Consider the following 17297-nt stretch of genomic DNA (forward strand, 5'->3'; position numbering starts at 1 on the left):
ACGCCATGGTTGGGCAAGCCAGCCCATATTGCGAAGCGCAGAAAATCAGCCACTCCCCATCCGCAAAATTGTTTCAAAACTTGACGCATCCTCCTCCTTCCACCATATTGATAGTTAGCAAACTAACTGTATGCGAACTATCCAGTGCCTCAATCCCTCGAACAACTCCAGATGAACCTCAGCAGCAGCATGGTGGTGGGCGCCCGTAATTGGCGCAAAATCTGCCAGACCACGCTGGTGAGCTATGGCATCTCCGAAGCCTGCGCCGTGCCGCTGTTGATGATCGGCCGCTTGGGCGACGGTGTGCATCAGGTCAAAGTTGCCCAGGCATCCGGTATGGAGAGCCCATCCCTGGTGCGCCTGCTCGATCGCCTGTGCAGTGACGGCTACGTATGCCGCACCGAAGATGTCCACGACCGTCGTGCCAAGGCCTTGAGCCTCACCGAGCGTGGCCGTGAGCTTGTGCAAGCGGTGGAAGTCCAATTGGTGCGCCTGCGCCGTGAAGTGCTGGCGGACATCGACTCCACCGATATGGAAGCCGCGCTGCGTGTGCTGCGGGCCTTTGAGGCAGCGACGCTTTGAACGGATTCTTTACCGGTTTTCCGCCGGCCCGCGACTGGTTCTACGGCGTGCGTACTTTCGCCGCGTCGATGATCGCGCTCTATATCGCCATGCTGATGCAAATGCCGCGTCCGTACTGGGCGATGGCCACGGTGTACATCGTCTCCAGCCCGTTTGTCGGCCCCACCAGTTCCAAGGCCCTGTACCGCGCCATCGGCACCTTGATGGGCGCGGCGGCGGCGGTGTTTTTTGTGCCGATGTTCGTGCAGTCGCCGTACATTTTGGTGGTGGTGATCGCACTGTGGACGGGCACTTTGCTGTTCCTCTCGATGCACCTGCGCACCGCCAACAACTATGCCTTGATGCTCGCTGGCTACACCTTGCCGCTGATCGCCCTGCCGGTGGTGGATAACCCGTTGGCGGTATGGGATGTGGCCGAGGCGCGAACCGAAGAAATCTTCCTCGGTATTGCGGTCGCCGCCGTAGTGGGTGCGATGTTCTGGCCGCGCCGCCTGATGCCCGTGTTCGATGGCTCGGTGGCCAAGTGGTTTGCCGATGCTCAGGTCTACAGCCAACGCTTTCTGACGCGCAATGTGCAGCGTGAAGAAGTCAGCACTTTGCGCAGCGGCATGGTCGCCACCTTCAACACCCTCGAATTGATGATCGGCCAATTGCCTCACGAAGGCGCGCGGCCGCAAACGGTGCGTAACACCAAGGAACTGCGCGGGCGCATGATCCACCTGCTGCCGGTGGTGGATGCCCTCGACGATGCGCTCTACGCCATCGAACATCGGGCGCCGGAATTTCTCGACCGCATCCAGCCGATTCTGGAAGCCACAAGCCAGTGGCTGGAAAACACTCAACAAAGTGCACCGTTGGAAAGCTGGCGCGCCCTGCGTGACCAGGTCGACGCCCTGCAACCCCAAGGCGAGGCGCTGGACGACCGCCACACCCTGCTGTTTTCCAACGCGCTGTATCGCCTGGGCGAATGGATCGACCTGTGGCAAGACTGCCGCAGCCTGCAAGCGGCCATCCAGTGCGAAAGCCAGGACAGCTGGCGCGCCGTGTATCGTCACTGGCGGCTGGGTCGGCTCACGCCATTCCTTGACCGTGGTCTGATGTTCTATTCGGCGTTTTCTACCGTCACCGCGATCATCGTCGCCTCGGTGCTGTGGATTCTGCTGGGCTGGACCGACGGCGGCAGCGCGGTGATTCTGGCCGCCGTGGCGTGCAGCTTCTTCGCCTCGATGGACGATCCGGCGCCACAGATCTACCGGTTCTTTTTCTGGACCGCCATGTCGGTGCTGTTCGCCAGCCTGTATCTGTTTCTGGTGCTGCCCAACCTGCACGATTTCCCGATGCTGGTGCTGGCGTTTGCGGTGCCGTTCATCTGCATCGGTACCCTTACTGTGCAGCCGCGCTTCTACCTGGGCATGTTGCTGACGTTGGTGAACACCTCGTCGTTCATCAGCATCCAGGGTGCCTACGACGCGGACTTTCTCAACTTCGCCAACGTCAACCTCGCCGGCCCCGTGGGCCTGCTGTTTGCGTTTGTGTGGACATTGGTTGCGCGGCCTTTCGGCGCCGAATTCGCCGCCAAGCGCCTGACCCGTTTCAGCTGGCGTGACATCGTCGGCCTCACCGAGCCCGCAACCCTGGCCGAACACCGACACCTCGCCGTGCAGATGCTCGATCGCCTCATGCAGCACCTGCCGCGCCTGGCACTCACCGGCCAGGACACCGGCATCGCCCTGCGCGATTTGCGCGTGGCGCTGAACCTGCTCGACCTGCTGGCGTACTCGCCGCGCATCCTTGGAGTGCCACGGGTGTTGCTCAACCAGGTCGTCGAAGGGGTGGGCGCTTACTTCAAGGCCTGCCTCAAGGCGGGTGAACGCTTGCCCGCGCCCAGCGGTCTGCTGATGACCCTCGACCGCACGCGCCGCGCCCTCAACGGCCAGGGTCTGCAAGACGAGGACGATACTCGCCTGCACCTGTTGCACGCCCTGGCCGGCCTGCGACTGGCGTTGTTGCCTGGCGTCGAATTTATTGGCGGCACCGAGATGGAGGCGCCGCTGCCTGATGGAGCGCCTTTATGATCGGTGATCTGGATATCAGCGGGGTGTTCCTGCCCACGCTACTGGTGCTGATGGGCATTACGTACGTGTTGTTTCTGGTGGTGCACGGGCTGTTGACGCGCATGCACTTCTATCGCCTGGTCTGGCACCGGGCATTGTTCAATGTGGGGCTCTACGCGCTGTTGCTGGGCGCGGTGGACTCACTCAGTCGATACCTGATGACATGAAAAAACCTTTTTTGACCATCGGCCGTGTAGTCCTGACGCTGCTGATCGTGAGCTTCGCGGTCGTCGTTGTGTGGCGCATGGTCATGTACTACATGTTTGCGCCCTGGACCCGCGACGGGCACATCCGTGCCGACATCGTGCAGATCGCCCCGGACGTGTCCGGGCTGATCCAGCGCGTGGACGTGCGCGACAACCAGTTGGTGACCAAGGGCCAAGTGCTGTTTGCCGTCGACCAGGACCGCTTCAAGCTGGCCCTGCGCCAAGCCCAGGCCGCCGTGGCCGACCGCCAGGAAACCCTGGCCCAGGCCCAGCGCGAGTACAAGCGTAACCGTGGCCTCGGCAACCTGGTGCCCAGCGAGCAACTGGAAGAAAGCCAGTCCCGCGTGGCCCGTGCCCAGTCGGCCCTGGCTGAAGCACAAGTGACGGTGGATTCGGCCCAACTGAACCTGGATCGCTCAGTAATCCGCAGCCCGGTGGACGGCTACGTCAACGACCGGGCGCCGCGTAACCAGGAATTCGTCACCGCCGGCCGGCCGGTCCTGTCAGTGGTGGACAGCAATTCCTTCCATATCGATGGCTATTTCGAGGAGACCAAACTCGACGGTATCCACGTCGGCATGGCGGTGGATATCCGCGTGATCGGTGATAACGCTCGCTTGCGCGGCCACGTGCAGAGCATCGTCGCCGGTATCGAAGATCGCGACCGCAGCAGCGGCTCCAACCTATTGCCCAACGTCAACCCGGCGTTTAGCTGGGTGCGCCTGGCCCAGCGGATTCCGGTACGCATCGCCTTTGACGACGTGCCGGCGGACTTCCGCATGATCGCCGGGCGTACGGCCACGGTTTCGATCATTGGCGACAAGCCCAATGACGGAGCCACGCCATGAAGCAACTGTTGGCAACCGCCGCGTTGGGTTTGCTGCTGTCGGCCTGCCAAGTGGTAGGCCCGGACTACCAGTTGCCGGACAAGGCCGCGGTCAACCGTGGCGACCTGCAAGGGCAACTCGCGGGCGAGGGCTCTAACGTGGTGTCAGCACCGGTGCCGACCGACTGGTGGAAACTCTACAAAGACCCGCGCCTGGATGAGCTGGTGCGCCAGGCCATGGCGTCCAACACCGACTTGCGCGTGGCCGCTGCCAATTTGCAGCGCGCGCGGTTCCAGACCCAACAGGCTGAATCCGCCGGCGGCTGGAGCCTCGGCGCCAAGGCTGAGGCGCAGCGCCTGCAGGAGTCCGGCGAAGCATTTTTGCTGGCCGACAAAGTGCCGGTGGGTAACATCGGCAGCGTCGGCATTACCACCTCGTATCAATTCGATCTGTTCGGCACCTTGCAACGGGGCATCGAAAGCGCCCAGGCCAGCGCCGATGCCGCTCAGGCCGCTGCCGATATCGCGCGCATCACCCTAGTGGCCGATGTGGTGCGTTCCTACACCCAGGTGTGTGCGGCCAACGAAGAGCTGGCGATTGCCAACGAGTCCCTGGACTTGCAAGCCCAGAGCACCAAGCTGACCCAACGCCTGCGTGACGCCGGCCGTGGCGATGAAACCCAGGTCACCCGCTCGCAAACCCAGTACAAATCCCTTCGCGCCGACATGCCGCGCTACGAAGCTGCGCGCCAGGCCGGGCTGTTCCGCCTGTCGATGCTGCTGGCCAAGCCGTTGGACCAACTGCCGGCGGGCACCGGCAACTGCGCCGAGCTGCCGCACATTGCCCAGTTGTTGCCTGTGGGTGACGGCGCGGCGCTGCTCAAGCGGCGTCCCGATGTGCGCCAGGCCGAACGCCAATTGGCCGCTGCTACCGCACGTATCGGCGTGGCCACCGGCGCCCTGTACCCAGACATCGCCATCGGCGCCACCGTGGGCACCGTCGGTTTGCTCGACAACCTCGGCACGCCTGCGACCAACCGCTGGGGTTTTGGCCCGATGATCAGCTGGACCGTGCCGACCAACGGCGCCCGGGCCCGCGTCCACGAAGCCGAAGCTGCCACCCAGGGCGCCCTGGCGCATTTCGATGGGGTGGTGCTCAACGCCATTCGCGAAACCCAGACCGGTCTGGCGCAATACACCGCGCAACTGCAACGCCGTGATGCGTTGGCCGAAGCCGGCGAGTCGGCCAAGGAAGCGGCGGGGCAGACCCATCGCTTCTTCCAGGCCGGCCGCGCGTCGTTCCTGGCCGACCTGCAAGCCACCCGCACTTACACCGATGTGCGTGCGCAATTGGCGGCGGCAAATACCCAGGTCGCCATGAGCCAGATCGATCTGTTCCTGGCCCTGGGCGGCGGTTGGGAAAGCGGACGAACGCAAGCGTCACAGCCCGGCAAACCCTGAGCGGGTAGCTATGCTTTGTCAGGTGGGCCGCCGTGATGGCCTACCTGACACTGCTCGCGTTTGCTCATGGGGATTCCAATAATGAAAAACCCTTATGCTCCCGCTTTCTGGTGCGTGCTCCTCGCACTGGTGCTGTTATCGGCCGCGTATTTCTACGGCGTCATGCTCGCCCACCAGCTCGACAAGGCCATGGTCTTTCTCGACAGCGCCTGCCTGGTGATCGGCACCTTGTCCATCGGCGTGGTGGCCTGGGCCTCTTACCAAAATCAACGGATCAAGAAAAAACTTCTCGAACAAGGCAAGACCCGCGTGGCGATCTGGGACACCAAGGTCGCGCTCCGGCGTGTGGAAACCGTGTTCGATCGTTATTTCTGGGGCAGCTACTGGCAGCCGGGTCGCACCTTCCAGGAAGTCATGGGCGACCTCACCGGCACCCCCCTGGAAAAAAGCCTCGAAGTCCTGAAAAAACAGTGCGTGGCCCTCGATCAGCAGGTCGCCGATGGTAGGCATTGGCTTAACAATGCGCGTGAATTGTCTGACGTCGCGACGCAGATGGCCCGCGAACGCTACCAACTGGACTTCTGCGACCCCAAGGCCGATACCCCCGGCAACGCGGTGATACACCGCGAATTTGAGGTGTTGGTGTACACCTGGACGGCGCGGCTGAAGAGTTTCGATCACCAACTCGACGAGATCGAACTGGAATACTCGTGAACCAACTGCTCGCCTGAACCTCTGAGAAATCTGGGCCCTTCGCGGCCGCCAGTGCTAATCTTCCCCCGTTTTCGGCGGGCTTGAGCCAACCCCATCGGGGTTCAAGGAAGACAGCCCACTTCTCACAGGATTTGATCAGGTCACTTCATGAATAAGCCAGCAGTCGTTCTTTTGGGTTTTGTTGTCGCCGTAGGCGTCGTCAGTGCAGGCGGCGCCTGGTACACCGGTAAACAACTGGAGCCAGTGCTGCAAACCGCGATCCAGAACGCCAACAAGGAACTGCAGACCTCCATGGCCGGCGTCGATGGCACTGTGGCCCTGGAGCTGGTCTCCCTGGACCGTGGCGTGTTCAGCAGCACCGCCCATTACCGCTTGAAAGGCCAGGGTTCGGTCTTCGGCGAAGAAAACCCTAATCCGGAACTGCTGTTCGTCGACCATATCGAACACGGCCCGCTGCCGTTCTCGCGCCTGGTGACACTCAAGTGGCTGCCGGTCATGGCCACCAGTCACTACGAGCTGGAAAAGAACGCCACCACCGAGAAGTGGTTCGCCGCCGCCAAAGACGTATCGCCACTCAAAGGCGTAGCCAACATTGGTTACACCCGTTCGGTCAACGGCAATATCGAATTGCTGCCCCTGGAGTTCAAGGACGATACGTCTTCGGTGAGCTTCTCCGGCGCGAACATGAATTTCGACAGCACTGCCGAAGGCCAGAAGGTCAAGGCCGACGGCTTCATGAACAGCGTCAAGGTCGCCGCGGTAGACGCCAAGGGCGAGCACTTCGAAGCTGAGCTGTCTGGGCTGACCATCGCCAGCAACCTGGAAAAATCCACCTTCGGCTTCTACACCGGGCAAAACACCGTTGAGCTGACCGACAGCAAGTTCACCTTCGGCCCGCAGAAAGCCGTGCTGACCGTCAAAGGCTTCGAGCAGAAAGACTCCAGCGAAACCAAGGACAACAACCTGGCCGGCCGTGTCGACTACAAGATCGACGAGATCGGCTACCAGGGTAAACCTGTAGGTTCGGCGGCCTTGGCCGTGAGCATGAAGAATGTCGACATCCCGGCCATGCTGGTGCTGACCAAGCTGTACCAGGACAAGATGCAACCGGTGCAAGCCGCCGCCGCAGCCAACCAGCCGGCCCCCGAGCTGCAACTGACTGAAGCCGAGCAAGCCCTGGCTGAAGCCAACGTCAATCAGGTCCTGGCTGCCAAGCCGCAAGTGGCTGTGGAAAACCTGTCGCTGAAAACCACCCACGGTGAAAGCAAGTTCAGCCTGCTGGTAGACCTGGCTAAACCGGTGTCCATGGAGCTGCCGCCAGTTGAGCTGGGCAAGCAGATGATTGCGCTGCTGGATGCCAATCTGACCCTTTCCAAGCCGATGATCGCTGACGTTTCCGCACTGCAAGCCCAACTCGGTGGCGTGACCGACCCTAAAGCCATCGAGCAGCAATCCCAGATGGCCGCCGAGATGGTCAGCGGCATGGCGGTTGGCACGCAGTTGGCAACGTTGGTCGGTAGCGACGTGGTTTCCAAGCTGCACTACGCCAACAATGAAGTGACGTTCAACGGCCAGAAGATGACCGTCGAGCAGTTCATTGGTTTTGTAATGGCCAAAGTCGGCGCGGTCAGCGGCGCACAGTAACGCCTCAACACCCAGCCTCTTCGTGAGGCTGCTTGAAATGCAGTCAAAATGTGGGAGCGGGCTTGCCCGCGAATGCAGTGGATCAGTCACCACTGCGTATTCGCGAGCAAGCCCGCTCCCACATTTGTTTTGTGCAGGCCCGACTCAGCGGCTACCCATCAATTCTGAACAATTGTTCTGAATTGGTCTTCTTCCTACGTTCCTAAGAGATAGTTCACACAGGAAAGCTAGGCCGGGTCATTAGACGCCGGCACCCTGTAGCATGTCGCTCAGGATCACCTATCGTTACAGCTTTCCGTGTGTAAGGAAGCTCACGATATGTTGCGAAACCTACCACTCAGTGCATCAGGCCGGTTGCGACTGCTCATCGGGGCAGCTTTATGCAGCCAGCTGTTGATGCCCACTTTCGCCATGGCCGATCCGGCCTATGACGCGCTGATTATCCAGGCGCGCAACGGCAACTTCACACCCGCCCTTACGCAATTGCGTCAGCTGTCTGCCGAGCGCCAGACGCCAGGCCAGGTCAGCGATCATGTGGTGATCGCCGGTTGGGCCGGGCTGGACGCCGAAGTGCTGAAGGTGTACGAAGCTGAGGGTAAACATCGCAACCTCAGTACCCAGGCGCTCGCCACCGTGGCGCGCACCTATCGCAATCAAAAGCAGTGGCCCCAGGCTGAGGCGACCTATCGCCAGGCGCTGCTGCGTGAACCAAATAACCTCGACCTGCAACTGGGCCTGGCCCTGACCCAGGCTGACGGCGGCAAAGCCAATGAAGCCGTGCAACGCACCCGCGCGCTGGTGGCCGCCAAGCCAGACGACCCCAACCGGCGCATGGCCCTGGGATATGCGCTGACCCGCGCCGGCTTGAACTACGACGCGCTGTTTGAATTCGATCAGGCGTTTATCCGTGCTGGCGACAAGCCCGAAGTCGCCCGCGAATACATCGTCGCCCTGCAAAAGGCTCGCTTGCCGGAAGCCGCTTTGCGCCTGTCGGCCCAGCGTCCGGGCCTGCTGGACCCGGTGACCCAACGCCGCCTGGAGGGTGACCTCGCCGCCGAACGGGTGCGCATGGCCGAGTTCGCCACGCGCAGCGAAAAAGACCGCTATGTGATTGCCGACCGCGCCCTGGCGGACTACGACAAACTGCTCGCTCGCTGGACCCCGGACGCCACCGCCCATGACGATGTGGTGCGCTGGCGCATCGACCGCCTGGGTGCACTCAAGGCGCGTGCACGTACCGCCGAGGTGATTCGCGAGTACGAAACGCTTAAGGCCGAAGGTGTGCAACTGCCGACCTACGCCGTGCGTTGGGTGGCCGCGTCCTACCTCGACCAGCGCCAGCCGGAAAAAGCCGAGCCGCTGTATCGCCAGGCGCTGAGCGCCACCGACGCGGAGCCCGATGATCGGGTCGAAGACACCACCGCGCTGTTCTACGCGTTGCAGGAAAGCGACAAAGGCGAGGATGCCAACGAGGTCGCCAAAGGACTCGCCAACAGCCAGAACCCTCGGGTCGAACTCAAGGGCTTGCCCATCGGCAACCCCAACGACGCGTGGATGGACGCCCAGCAACTGTCGGCCCAGGCCGGCGTCTACGGTGGCGACCTGCCGGGCAGCGAAGCCGGTTTGGAAGCGCTGGTAGCAAAAGCACCGGGCAACGTCGGCCTGCGTCTGGCCCAGGCTGACATGTACCGCGCCCGCGATCTGCCCCGGCGCGCCGAAGGCATTCTCAAGGAAACCGAAGCCCAGGCCCCGCGCGACATCGGCCTGGAAGTGAGCCAGGCCTACACCGCCATGGACCTGCAGGAGTGGCGCCAGCTCGACGTGCTCACCGACGACGTGGTTGCGCGCAACCCGGATAACCGTCAGGTGCAGCGCCTCAGCCGCCTGCGCGATGTGCATGACATGGCCGAGCTGCGTGTCGAGGCCTACACGGGTAAAAGCTTCGGCGGCGGTAATGACAGCGAAGCGGGTGCGGTCTCGGGGAGCCGTGACTGGGGCATCGAAAGCCGTCTCTACACGCCGCCTATCGACGAAGACTGGCGCCTGTTTGCCGGTGCCGGCTATGCCCGCGCAGATTTCGAAGAGGGTACCGGCCAGCATCGTTGGCAGGTTGTCGGCGTGGAGCGGCGCACCCGTGACATGACCATCGAAGCCGAGGTCTCCAACCATTCCTACGGCGATGGCTCCAAACAAGGCGCCGCGATCTCGATTGCGCGCGACATCAACGACAACTGGCAATACGGCGGCAGCCTCGGCTACCTGCTGAGCACCACGCCGTTGCGCGCGCTGAATGATGGCGTCACCGCCAACGGCGGCAGCGGTTTTATTCGCTGGCGCGCCAACGAAAGTCGCGAGTGGAAACTGACCCTCAGCCCGTCCCACTTCAGCGACGGCAACGACCGCTTCGAAGCCTTGCTCAGCGGCCGCGAAGGCCTCTACAGCTCGCCGCGAGTGCAAGTGGACCTGGGCCTGGAAGTCGGTGCCAGCCGCAACAGCAAGGAAGACACGGTGTACTTCAATCCGAAGTCGGATTTGACCGTGCTGCCCGTCATCAACATCAACCATGTGCTCTATCACCGCTACGAGACCCAGTGGAGTCAGCAGTTCCAGGTCGGTGCGGGTACCTATAGCCAGCGCGATTACTCCACCGGCGGCATGGCGTTGATCGGCTACGGCCAACGCTATCGCTGGAACGATGTACTCGACGCTGGCGCCAACCTGAGCCTGATCAGCCGACCTTACGACGGTGATCGCGAACGCGATCTGCGCCTGCTCGTCGACCTCACTTACCGTTTCTAAAAGAGCCTGACCATGACCTTCCTCAGCCGTTGCTTGTTGGTTCTGGGCGTATTGCTGGCCAGTGCCTGCGCCCAGCAACCCGCACCTTTCACTCCACCCGCCGAGCGGCCGACACCGCTCAACGAACAGGCGTGGCCGAAAAACCACTTCCTGGGCATTGCCTACCACGATGTGTCGGATCGTGATCCTGACCAGGCCGTGGTGGCGGTGCGTACCGAGCGTTTGATCGAGCAGTTGGCTTGGTTGCGCGAGAACGGCTACCAGGCGGTCAGCGTTGACCAGATCCTGGCCGCCCGCCATGGCGGCCCGGCATTGCCGCCCAAAGCAATCATGCTCAGCTTCGACGACGGCTATTCGAGCTTCTACACCCGCGTGCTGCCGATTCTGCGCGCCTACCATTGGCCGGCGTTGCTGGCGCCGGTGGGCAGCTGGATCGACACACCGCTCAACCAGCCGGTGGATTTTGCCGGTTCACCCCGGCCGCGTGGTGAGTTCCTGACCTGGCAGCAGATTCGCGAAGTGTCCCAGTCCGGCCTGGTGGAAATCGCCGCGCACACCGATGCCAATCACAAAGGCATCCTGGCCAACCCCCAGGGCAACCTGGAGCCAGCTGCGACTTCCCTGCGTTATGACCCGGCCACCGGTCGTTATGAAAGCCAGGCCCAGTTCGATGCGCGGTTGCGTGCGGATGTGGTCGCGATCTCCAACAAGATCCAAACCGTGACCGGCAAGAAACCACGGGTCTGGGTATGGCCGTATGGCGCCGCCAAAGGCACCTCGCTGGCCATTGTTGGTGAGCAGGGCTACCAAATGGCCCTGACCTTGGAAGACGGCCTCGACAGCTCCGATGACCTGATGAACAGCCCGCGCTTTCTGGTGGCCTCCGACCCGGACGGCGAGCATTTCGCCAACAGCATCGTCGCCGTGCAAACCCCGGCACCGCTGCGGGTGTTGCATGTGGACCTGGATAACGTCTACGACCCGGACCCGGCCCAACAGGCGCGCAACCTCGACCAGTTGGTGCAGCGCGTGGTGGACATGGGCGCCGGCACGGTGTTCCTGCAAGCCTTCGCCGACCCCAAGGGTGACGGCCTGGTCCACTCGCTGTACTTCCCCAACCGCCACCTGCCAGTGCGCGCCGACCTGTTCAACCGCGTCGCCTGGCAACTGCACACCCGTGCCCATGCCAGCGTGTATGCCTGGATGCCAGTGCTGAGTTTCGCCCTTGATCCCAAGCTGCCGCGTGTGACGCGCTGGGACCCGGAAACCGGCAAAGTGGGCATCGACCCGGATCAATACAAACGCCTGTCGCCGTTCGACCCGCAAGTGCGCAAAATCATTGGCGAGATCTATGAAGACCTGGCGCGCAACAGTGCCATCGACGGTGTGCTGTACCACGACGATGCGGTGTTCTCGGACTTCGAAGACGCCAGCCCCGCCGCGCTCAAGGCCTATGCTGCCAACGGCCTGCCGGGCAGCATCGAGGCACTGCGCGCCGACCCTGCGGTGATGCAGCGCTGGACGCGCTTCAAGAGCCGCTACCTGATCGACTTCACCAAGGAGCTGACCGCCAAGGTCCGCGCTATCTCTGGGCCGCAGGTGCTGACCGCGCGCAACATCTTCGCGCAGCCGATGCTCAACCCAGAAAGCGAAGCCTGGTTCGCGCAGAACCTCGACGATTTCCTCCAGACCTACGACTGGACCGCGCCCATGGCCATGCCGCTGATGGAAGGGGAGACGCTGAAGAACTCCAACGCCTGGCTGGAGAAACTGGTGGCGACGGTCAAAGCCCGCCCCGGTGCGATGCAGCGAACGGTATTCGAACTGCAAGCCAAAGACTGGCGCACCCCAGCAGCCCCCGACCTGTCCGCCGAGCAAATGGCTGAATGGATGGGTGTACTCAAGCGCCAGGGTGTCACGAGTTTTGGCTACTACCCGGACAATTTCCTGGAAAACTCCCCGGACCTGAAGACTGTGCGTCCGGCCCTTTCCAACCAATGGAACCCTTGACCATGTTCGACAGAATCCTGGCTTTATTCGTGCTGGCACTGGTATTAGGCGTGCCCCTGGGACTGATCTTCCTGGTTACCGGGCAGTTCCTGATGGACTTCGTGTTTTTCTACCCGCTGTTCATGTCGGCGCTGTGGATCTCCGGCGGCTTGTACTTCTGGCTGCACTGGGAGCGCCACTGGCCCTGGGAAGAAGACACCCCGGCGCCGACCCTGGCCGGCAACCCGCTGATCTCGATCATCATCCCTTGCTACAACGAGGGTGATAACGCCGCCGACACCATTCATGCGGCCCTCGGTCAGATGTACCCGAACATCGAAGTGATCGCGGTCAACGACGGTTCCAAAGACAACACCGCCGCAGTGCTCGACGCCCTGGCGCTGGAGCATCCACGCCTGCGGGTGCTGCACCTGGCGCAGAACCAGGGCAAGGCCGTGGCCTTGCGCATGGGCGCCGTGGCGGCGCGCAGTGAATACCTGGTGTGCATCGACGGTGATGCATTGCTCGATAAAAACGCGGCGGCTTATATGGTCGCGCCGATGCTCGACAACCCGCGCTTGGGTGCCGTGACCGGCAACCCTCGTATCCGCACACGCTCGACCTTGATCGGCCGCGTGCAGGTGGGCGAGTTCTCGTCGATCATTGGCTTGATCAAGCGCACGCAACGGGTGTTTGGTCGGATCTTCACCGTGTCGGGGGTGGTGGTGGCGTTTCGTAAAAAGGCGCTGGACCGCATCGACTACTGGTCCACCGACATGATCACCGAGGACATCGACGTCAGTTGGAAGCTGCAACTCGACCACTGGAGCATCTTCTACGAGCCCCGCGCGCTGTGCTGGATTCTGATGCCCGAAACCGTCGGCGGCCTGTGGAAACAACGGCTGCGCTGGGCCCAGGGTGGCGCCGAAGTACTGTTCAAAAACATCCGTGGCATCTGGCAATGGCGTCACCGCTACCTGTGGCCGCTGTTGTTCGAATACTGCCTGTCCACCGGTTGGGCGTTCACCTTCATGCTGTCGGTCATCTTTTGGGGCGTGGGCAAATTCACGCCGCTGCCCCAGGCGATCGCGGTGGACTCACTGATGCCGCCCGCGTTTACCGGCCTGGTGTTGGCGATGGTATGCCTGCTGCAATTTGCCGTGAGCATCCTGATCGACCGCCGCTACGAGAAAGACCTGTGGAAAACCCTGTTCTGGACCGTGTGGTACCCGATGGTGTTCTGGCTGGTCAGTCTGTTCACCACCCTGGTCAGTTTCCCCAAGGTGCTGTTCAACCAGCACCAGAAGCGCGCGCGCTGGGTCAGCCCGGACCGTGGCATCAAACCTGTTGAAGAGGAGGCGTGATCATGAAACTGGTCAGAACTCGCCAAAGTACCGTCATGTGGATCATCGACGTGGTGTTGACCCTGATGGCCTGGGCCGGATTGGTTTGGCTGCTGGCGCGAGGGATTACCTCGATGCTGGATACCCACGGCGGCCCGCGCATTGACGCGCCGATTTTTGCGGCGCTCAACACCTTGCAGATCTACCTCTGGATCGCGTTGTTCAACGCCGTGATCCTAGTCAGTTGGGCACGCTACCAGCAGCGCAAGGGGCGCAAGTTCGCCCAGCGTCGCGCCCAGGCCAAGGCCCTCAGCGACAAGAGCCTGAGCGAAAGCTTCAGCCTGGCAGAAGGCGACTTGGAGCAACTGCGCCGGCCAGGCGTGCTGGTGATTCATAACGACGAAGAGGGCGGCGTGTCGGAAGTGAAATCCCATGTCTCTCGTGACGTGGAGAAACCGGGGTTGACCTTGGTACCTGGCGCTGTCCAGAACAAAGACGCCAGCTAGTGCGCTAAACAACGCCTAAAGGCCGACCCATAACTCTGAAGTGAGCGGACTTGCCCCGCGCTGGGCTGCGAAGCCGCCCCAAAACCTGCCTCCGCCGTTTTACTGAGTAAACGCGCCGGTCTTAATGGGGCCGCTTCGCAGCCCGGCGCGGGGCAAGCCCGCTCACCACAGAGTCGTGTGGCAGCCTTTAATATTTGCGTCTATATCCATGCACCGGTAGCGGTGGGTCAGTTACAGATTTATTAGCTGACGCTCCCTCATCGGCGGCTGTTTCATCCTGCCAATAGTGATTGTTGCGATCCAGTTCCCAGGCCCACCCCCGCGAACTTTTCTGCATTTCCCATTACTAATTTACTGCGCAATAACTTGGCGGCCAACTAGTGGCAGCTTCTAAGTTCTCCGACGAATCGATATCAAAACAGCTGCCGCCTGTCGGATTAATAGATTCGGTCTCAGGTCGCCAAACTTTTTGATAATTATTTATTGTTATCAATCAATGTGTTGGGGCTTCAAGTAGCGCGAATGTCCAACTAGCTCGGATTCTTTGGCTGGTCAAAGTTTGATGTTGGTTTCCCTGCCCTTGAAATAGGGGTCAGACCACTATTACATTAATAGTGGTCTGATCCCTGTGGTTTTCCCATTGCCCTGCTAGTTGACAGGGAACCACGAATTTATCAAATAAATCAGGAAGTCACGGTTATGATCCAATGGCCTCGCTTGCTTAGATTCAAACAGGATGATGTCCTTGATATACCCGAGGGCTCCCGTTCACTCATTGATGAGGGTGTCTACAGCATTTCAGACACTCAATACTGTCTGGCCGATGTGATTAATGAGAACGGACAGGACACGCTGAGGGTGCTCTCGTTTTACTGGGCTGCCAGTCAGGGTGCGTTTCGGAGAGCCTGTTTCAGAGAAGTTGAAAGTGATGATATGGCTCTCGGTTATCCACCAGAAGTGCTAATACCTGAGCGGGCAGGGGCGACCTATAGTCAAATAAAACAAGCATTGACGGCGATGGGTGACGTCATGGAGCATGCTTCTTATCGAATAATGTCTGATGGCGCCTTTATTCATAAAAGCTTGGAGAGCGCGTCAGTGGTGTATCATTTTCGGTCGCTAGACTCGCTGGATGATGAGTTGCCTTATGCAATTGTATGGAAGTGTCGTCGTACTTAGCGTCTCTGCATAAAGTTGAAAGGAGACAGCGTATTTACATAGCAAGGAGTGGCCATGAGAAAAAATGAACCTTGGTGGGTAGCTGTTTATCTGCCTTGTGCCTCGGCGTTAGCGCTAGTGTTTATGTGTATGTTTTTTCAGGTGGCGGGTTATTGGCTGAGTGGTGGCGAGGATGTTATTAGCCTATTAGAGGAATATGCATTTTTCTATCTGCAAATGGCCGCAGCTGGAGGTGCTTTAGGTTTTGTACTTTGGTTTTTTAATGTTCGTTAGTTTTCTATGGTAGAAGAATTTTTGTTAGGGTGTGACACTGGGCGGTAATCTATTAAATTAAACTGATTTTTTAATTTAAACTGGTTTGCCGTTATGTAGTTTATGGGGCTGGCCTCTACAGCTTGGATAAGCGTCGCGCTGAGCTATTTTCTCTCTTCAAGGATGATCAATGAATCCCCTTATTCAAACACCACTGTCGCGCGTTTTGAGTATCGGCTGTCGAATTGCGCAATGGCTGTGCCTGCTGATAATGGTCGTCAGCGCTGCCGCGTTCATGTTGGTCTGGGTCTACCTTGATCGTCGTGCGTCGATGTTGGGCTCGGCGGCGGGCGGTGTTCTGTGGTGCGCCATCGGGCTGTTGTTCGCGTTTGTGTTTGAGCAGCCTCGCACGCCGCGGGCAACGCTGCGATTTATGGTCAGTCGGGTTGCTGTGGTGGTGGTGCTCGCAGCAGCGGCCGCCTATTTGGTCGGCACGCTTTGGATTGAGCCTGAGCGCGCATTGCTGGACGCTAATACCATCATGATCCAGCCCGGCAATCTGGCCCAGGTGCTCAGCCTCGCGGACCGTTTTGATGGCGGTAAATCCTGTGGCTGACAATCAACAAACAAGGACATTTCAGATGCTGTACAGAGCTTTTATCCTCCTTTGCCTGACGGCGCTCGCGGGCTGCCAGGGCCTGCCTTACCGGGGTGCGGAAGATCAGGCGCGGATCCGGGCCGACCTGGCGCTGGAGGCGACGCCCGCTGAGTTCACAAGGTTGCGCTGGGCTTATACGAACTACGGCGTTCAGGAGGGCGGCCAGACAAAGGATGCAATCGCCGTGGTGCAACCCGGGCTGGTGACGCTGGTGGGGTATGAGAGTGGGCGTTATGTTAGCCAGGCCAGTTTTCCCGCTGCCGTTGTGGACTGTGCCTACATCTTCGAAAGCCAGACCAGTGATCGGCCGATCTGGCTGTTGCAGAAAGACCGCATCGTGTTTCTGACTGTCAGCGACTTTCGTGGCAACGGCGATGTGCTCAAGCGCACACAACTGGTCAAGGCGCTGGCCGCCAGCGGTTTCAGTCTGCACAGTGATGCTCAGGGACCTGCCTACCGACCGACGGGGAAGTCGGAACGCCTGTTGGTGCTGAACTCAATCGTCGGCAAGCATATGGAAGAGGTCGCCGAGAACCGGGCCTACAACGTGTGCCGTGGGCAATGATGGGATGGGCGGCACCACGGTCGCCTGATTTAACTCAGGCCGGGTTGGCATTGAGCATGGACTGATCGCATCCAACCGATCAAAGCCGTTGCGCAGCAGAATCGCCAGCAGATGGGCGGTTCACTCAATCGTCGCCAAACCCGGTGGCCATTTGGACGACGGCCGGACGATAAGCCCCCGCCCAGCGGAATCCCGCTCCCCCGCAAACACCGCCGCATTGTGATCGACTACACAACTTTCCGACACAATCCTGAACCTTTTCGTACATTTGAAGGTCTTTACCGCGCCCACCCGCACGCGGTCGGGCTGCATGGACTGCAGCGTTTTCAAAAACATTAAGGATTGATGTGAGCCTTTTTCCCCCTATTCCCTTCTTCGCCACTGCCTTGTGCGGTGCGAATGGCTGCGCGCGCGTATTACGCAAACGCGCCGAGGGCATGCCTCTGGATCCGTTGATCC

15 protein-coding genes are annotated in these 17297 nt (G+C 60.5%); all 15 read left to right on the forward strand.

The genetic code is table 11. From position 1 onward, the window contains the following. The first annotated feature begins 171 nt into the window (after nt 1-171). Nucleotides 172-582: a MarR family winged helix-turn-helix transcriptional regulator gene (locus tag AOA61_RS15710; protein ID WP_032884831.1), complete on the forward strand. Its 411-nt coding sequence runs from the start codon at nt 172-174 to the stop codon at nt 580-582. Continuing rightward, complete coding sequence (locus tag AOA61_RS15715; RefSeq protein ID WP_032884832.1) at nt 579-2657, forward strand: FUSC family protein; 2079 nt, start codon at nt 579-581, stop codon at nt 2655-2657. The genes AOA61_RS15710 and AOA61_RS15715 overlap by 4 nt, the downstream gene beginning before the upstream one ends. Then, on the forward strand, nt 2654-2863 hold the full coding sequence (locus AOA61_RS15720; protein ID WP_003187469.1) for a DUF1656 domain-containing protein: 210 nt from the start codon (nt 2654-2656) through the stop codon (nt 2861-2863). Before AOA61_RS15715 ends, AOA61_RS15720 begins: the two co-directional genes overlap by 4 nt. Beyond that, nucleotides 2860-3750: an efflux RND transporter periplasmic adaptor subunit gene (locus AOA61_RS15725; RefSeq protein ID WP_095186330.1), complete on the forward strand. Its 891-nt coding sequence runs from the start codon at nt 2860-2862 to the stop codon at nt 3748-3750. The genes AOA61_RS15720 and AOA61_RS15725 overlap by 4 nt, the downstream gene beginning before the upstream one ends. Continuing rightward, a complete protein-coding gene (locus AOA61_RS15730) occupies nt 3747-5189 on the forward strand; it encodes an efflux transporter outer membrane subunit (RefSeq protein WP_099602106.1) in 1443 nt (480 codons plus the stop codon). Before AOA61_RS15725 ends, AOA61_RS15730 begins: the two co-directional genes overlap by 4 nt. An 81-nt stretch (nt 5190-5270) precedes the next feature. Continuing rightward, nucleotides 5271-5903 carry a hypothetical protein gene (locus AOA61_RS15735; protein WP_032884836.1) on the forward strand — a complete coding sequence of 211 codons (633 nt, stop codon included), beginning with the start codon at nt 5271-5273 and terminating at the stop codon, nt 5901-5903. A gap of 147 nt (nt 5904-6050) precedes the next feature. Next, complete coding sequence (locus tag AOA61_RS15740) at nt 6051-7547, forward strand: YdgA family protein (protein ID WP_032884838.1); 1497 nt, start codon at nt 6051-6053, stop codon at nt 7545-7547. A 318-nt stretch (nt 7548-7865) separates the two neighbouring features. Continuing rightward, entirely contained in the window at nt 7866-10346 is a 2481-nt protein-coding gene (gene pgaA / locus AOA61_RS15745) for a poly-beta-1,6 N-acetyl-D-glucosamine export porin PgaA (RefSeq protein ID WP_099602107.1), read from the forward strand. 12 nt (nt 10347-10358) lie between these two features. Next, nucleotides 10359-12356: a poly-beta-1,6-N-acetyl-D-glucosamine N-deacetylase PgaB gene (gene pgaB, locus AOA61_RS15750; RefSeq protein WP_095186326.1), complete on the forward strand. Its 1998-nt coding sequence runs from the start codon at nt 10359-10361 to the stop codon at nt 12354-12356. Between the two features lie 2 nt (nt 12357-12358). Next, entirely contained in the window at nt 12359-13699 is a 1341-nt protein-coding gene (gene pgaC, locus AOA61_RS15755; RefSeq protein WP_032884842.1) for a poly-beta-1,6-N-acetyl-D-glucosamine synthase, read from the forward strand. A 2-nt stretch (nt 13700-13701) separates the two neighbouring features. After that, the gene (pgaD, locus tag AOA61_RS15760) at nt 13702-14184 is read left to right on the forward strand and encodes a poly-beta-1,6-N-acetyl-D-glucosamine biosynthesis protein PgaD (RefSeq protein WP_032884843.1); all 483 of its coding nucleotides are present in this window, start codon (nt 13702-13704) and stop codon (nt 14182-14184) included. A 699-nt stretch (nt 14185-14883) separates the two neighbouring features. Then, entirely contained in the window at nt 14884-15363 is a 480-nt protein-coding gene (locus AOA61_RS15765; RefSeq protein ID WP_032884845.1) for a hypothetical protein, read from the forward strand. A gap of 54 nt (nt 15364-15417) precedes the next feature. Then, a complete protein-coding gene (locus AOA61_RS15770) occupies nt 15418-15636 on the forward strand; it encodes a hypothetical protein (protein WP_099602108.1) in 219 nt (72 codons plus the stop codon). A 169-nt stretch (nt 15637-15805) separates the two neighbouring features. After that, nucleotides 15806-16231 carry a hypothetical protein gene (locus AOA61_RS15775; protein ID WP_099602109.1) on the forward strand — a complete coding sequence of 142 codons (426 nt, stop codon included), beginning with the start codon at nt 15806-15808 and terminating at the stop codon, nt 16229-16231. Between the two features lie 25 nt (nt 16232-16256). Beyond that, the gene (locus AOA61_RS15780; protein WP_099602110.1) at nt 16257-16838 is read left to right on the forward strand and encodes a hypothetical protein; all 582 of its coding nucleotides are present in this window, start codon (nt 16257-16259) and stop codon (nt 16836-16838) included. The last annotated feature ends 459 nt before the right edge of the window (nt 16839-17297 follow it).

It is taken from the genome of Pseudomonas sp. 2995-1 (assembly GCF_002742505.1).
Taxonomy (GTDB): domain Bacteria; phylum Pseudomonadota; class Gammaproteobacteria; order Pseudomonadales; family Pseudomonadaceae; genus Aquipseudomonas; species Aquipseudomonas sivasensis.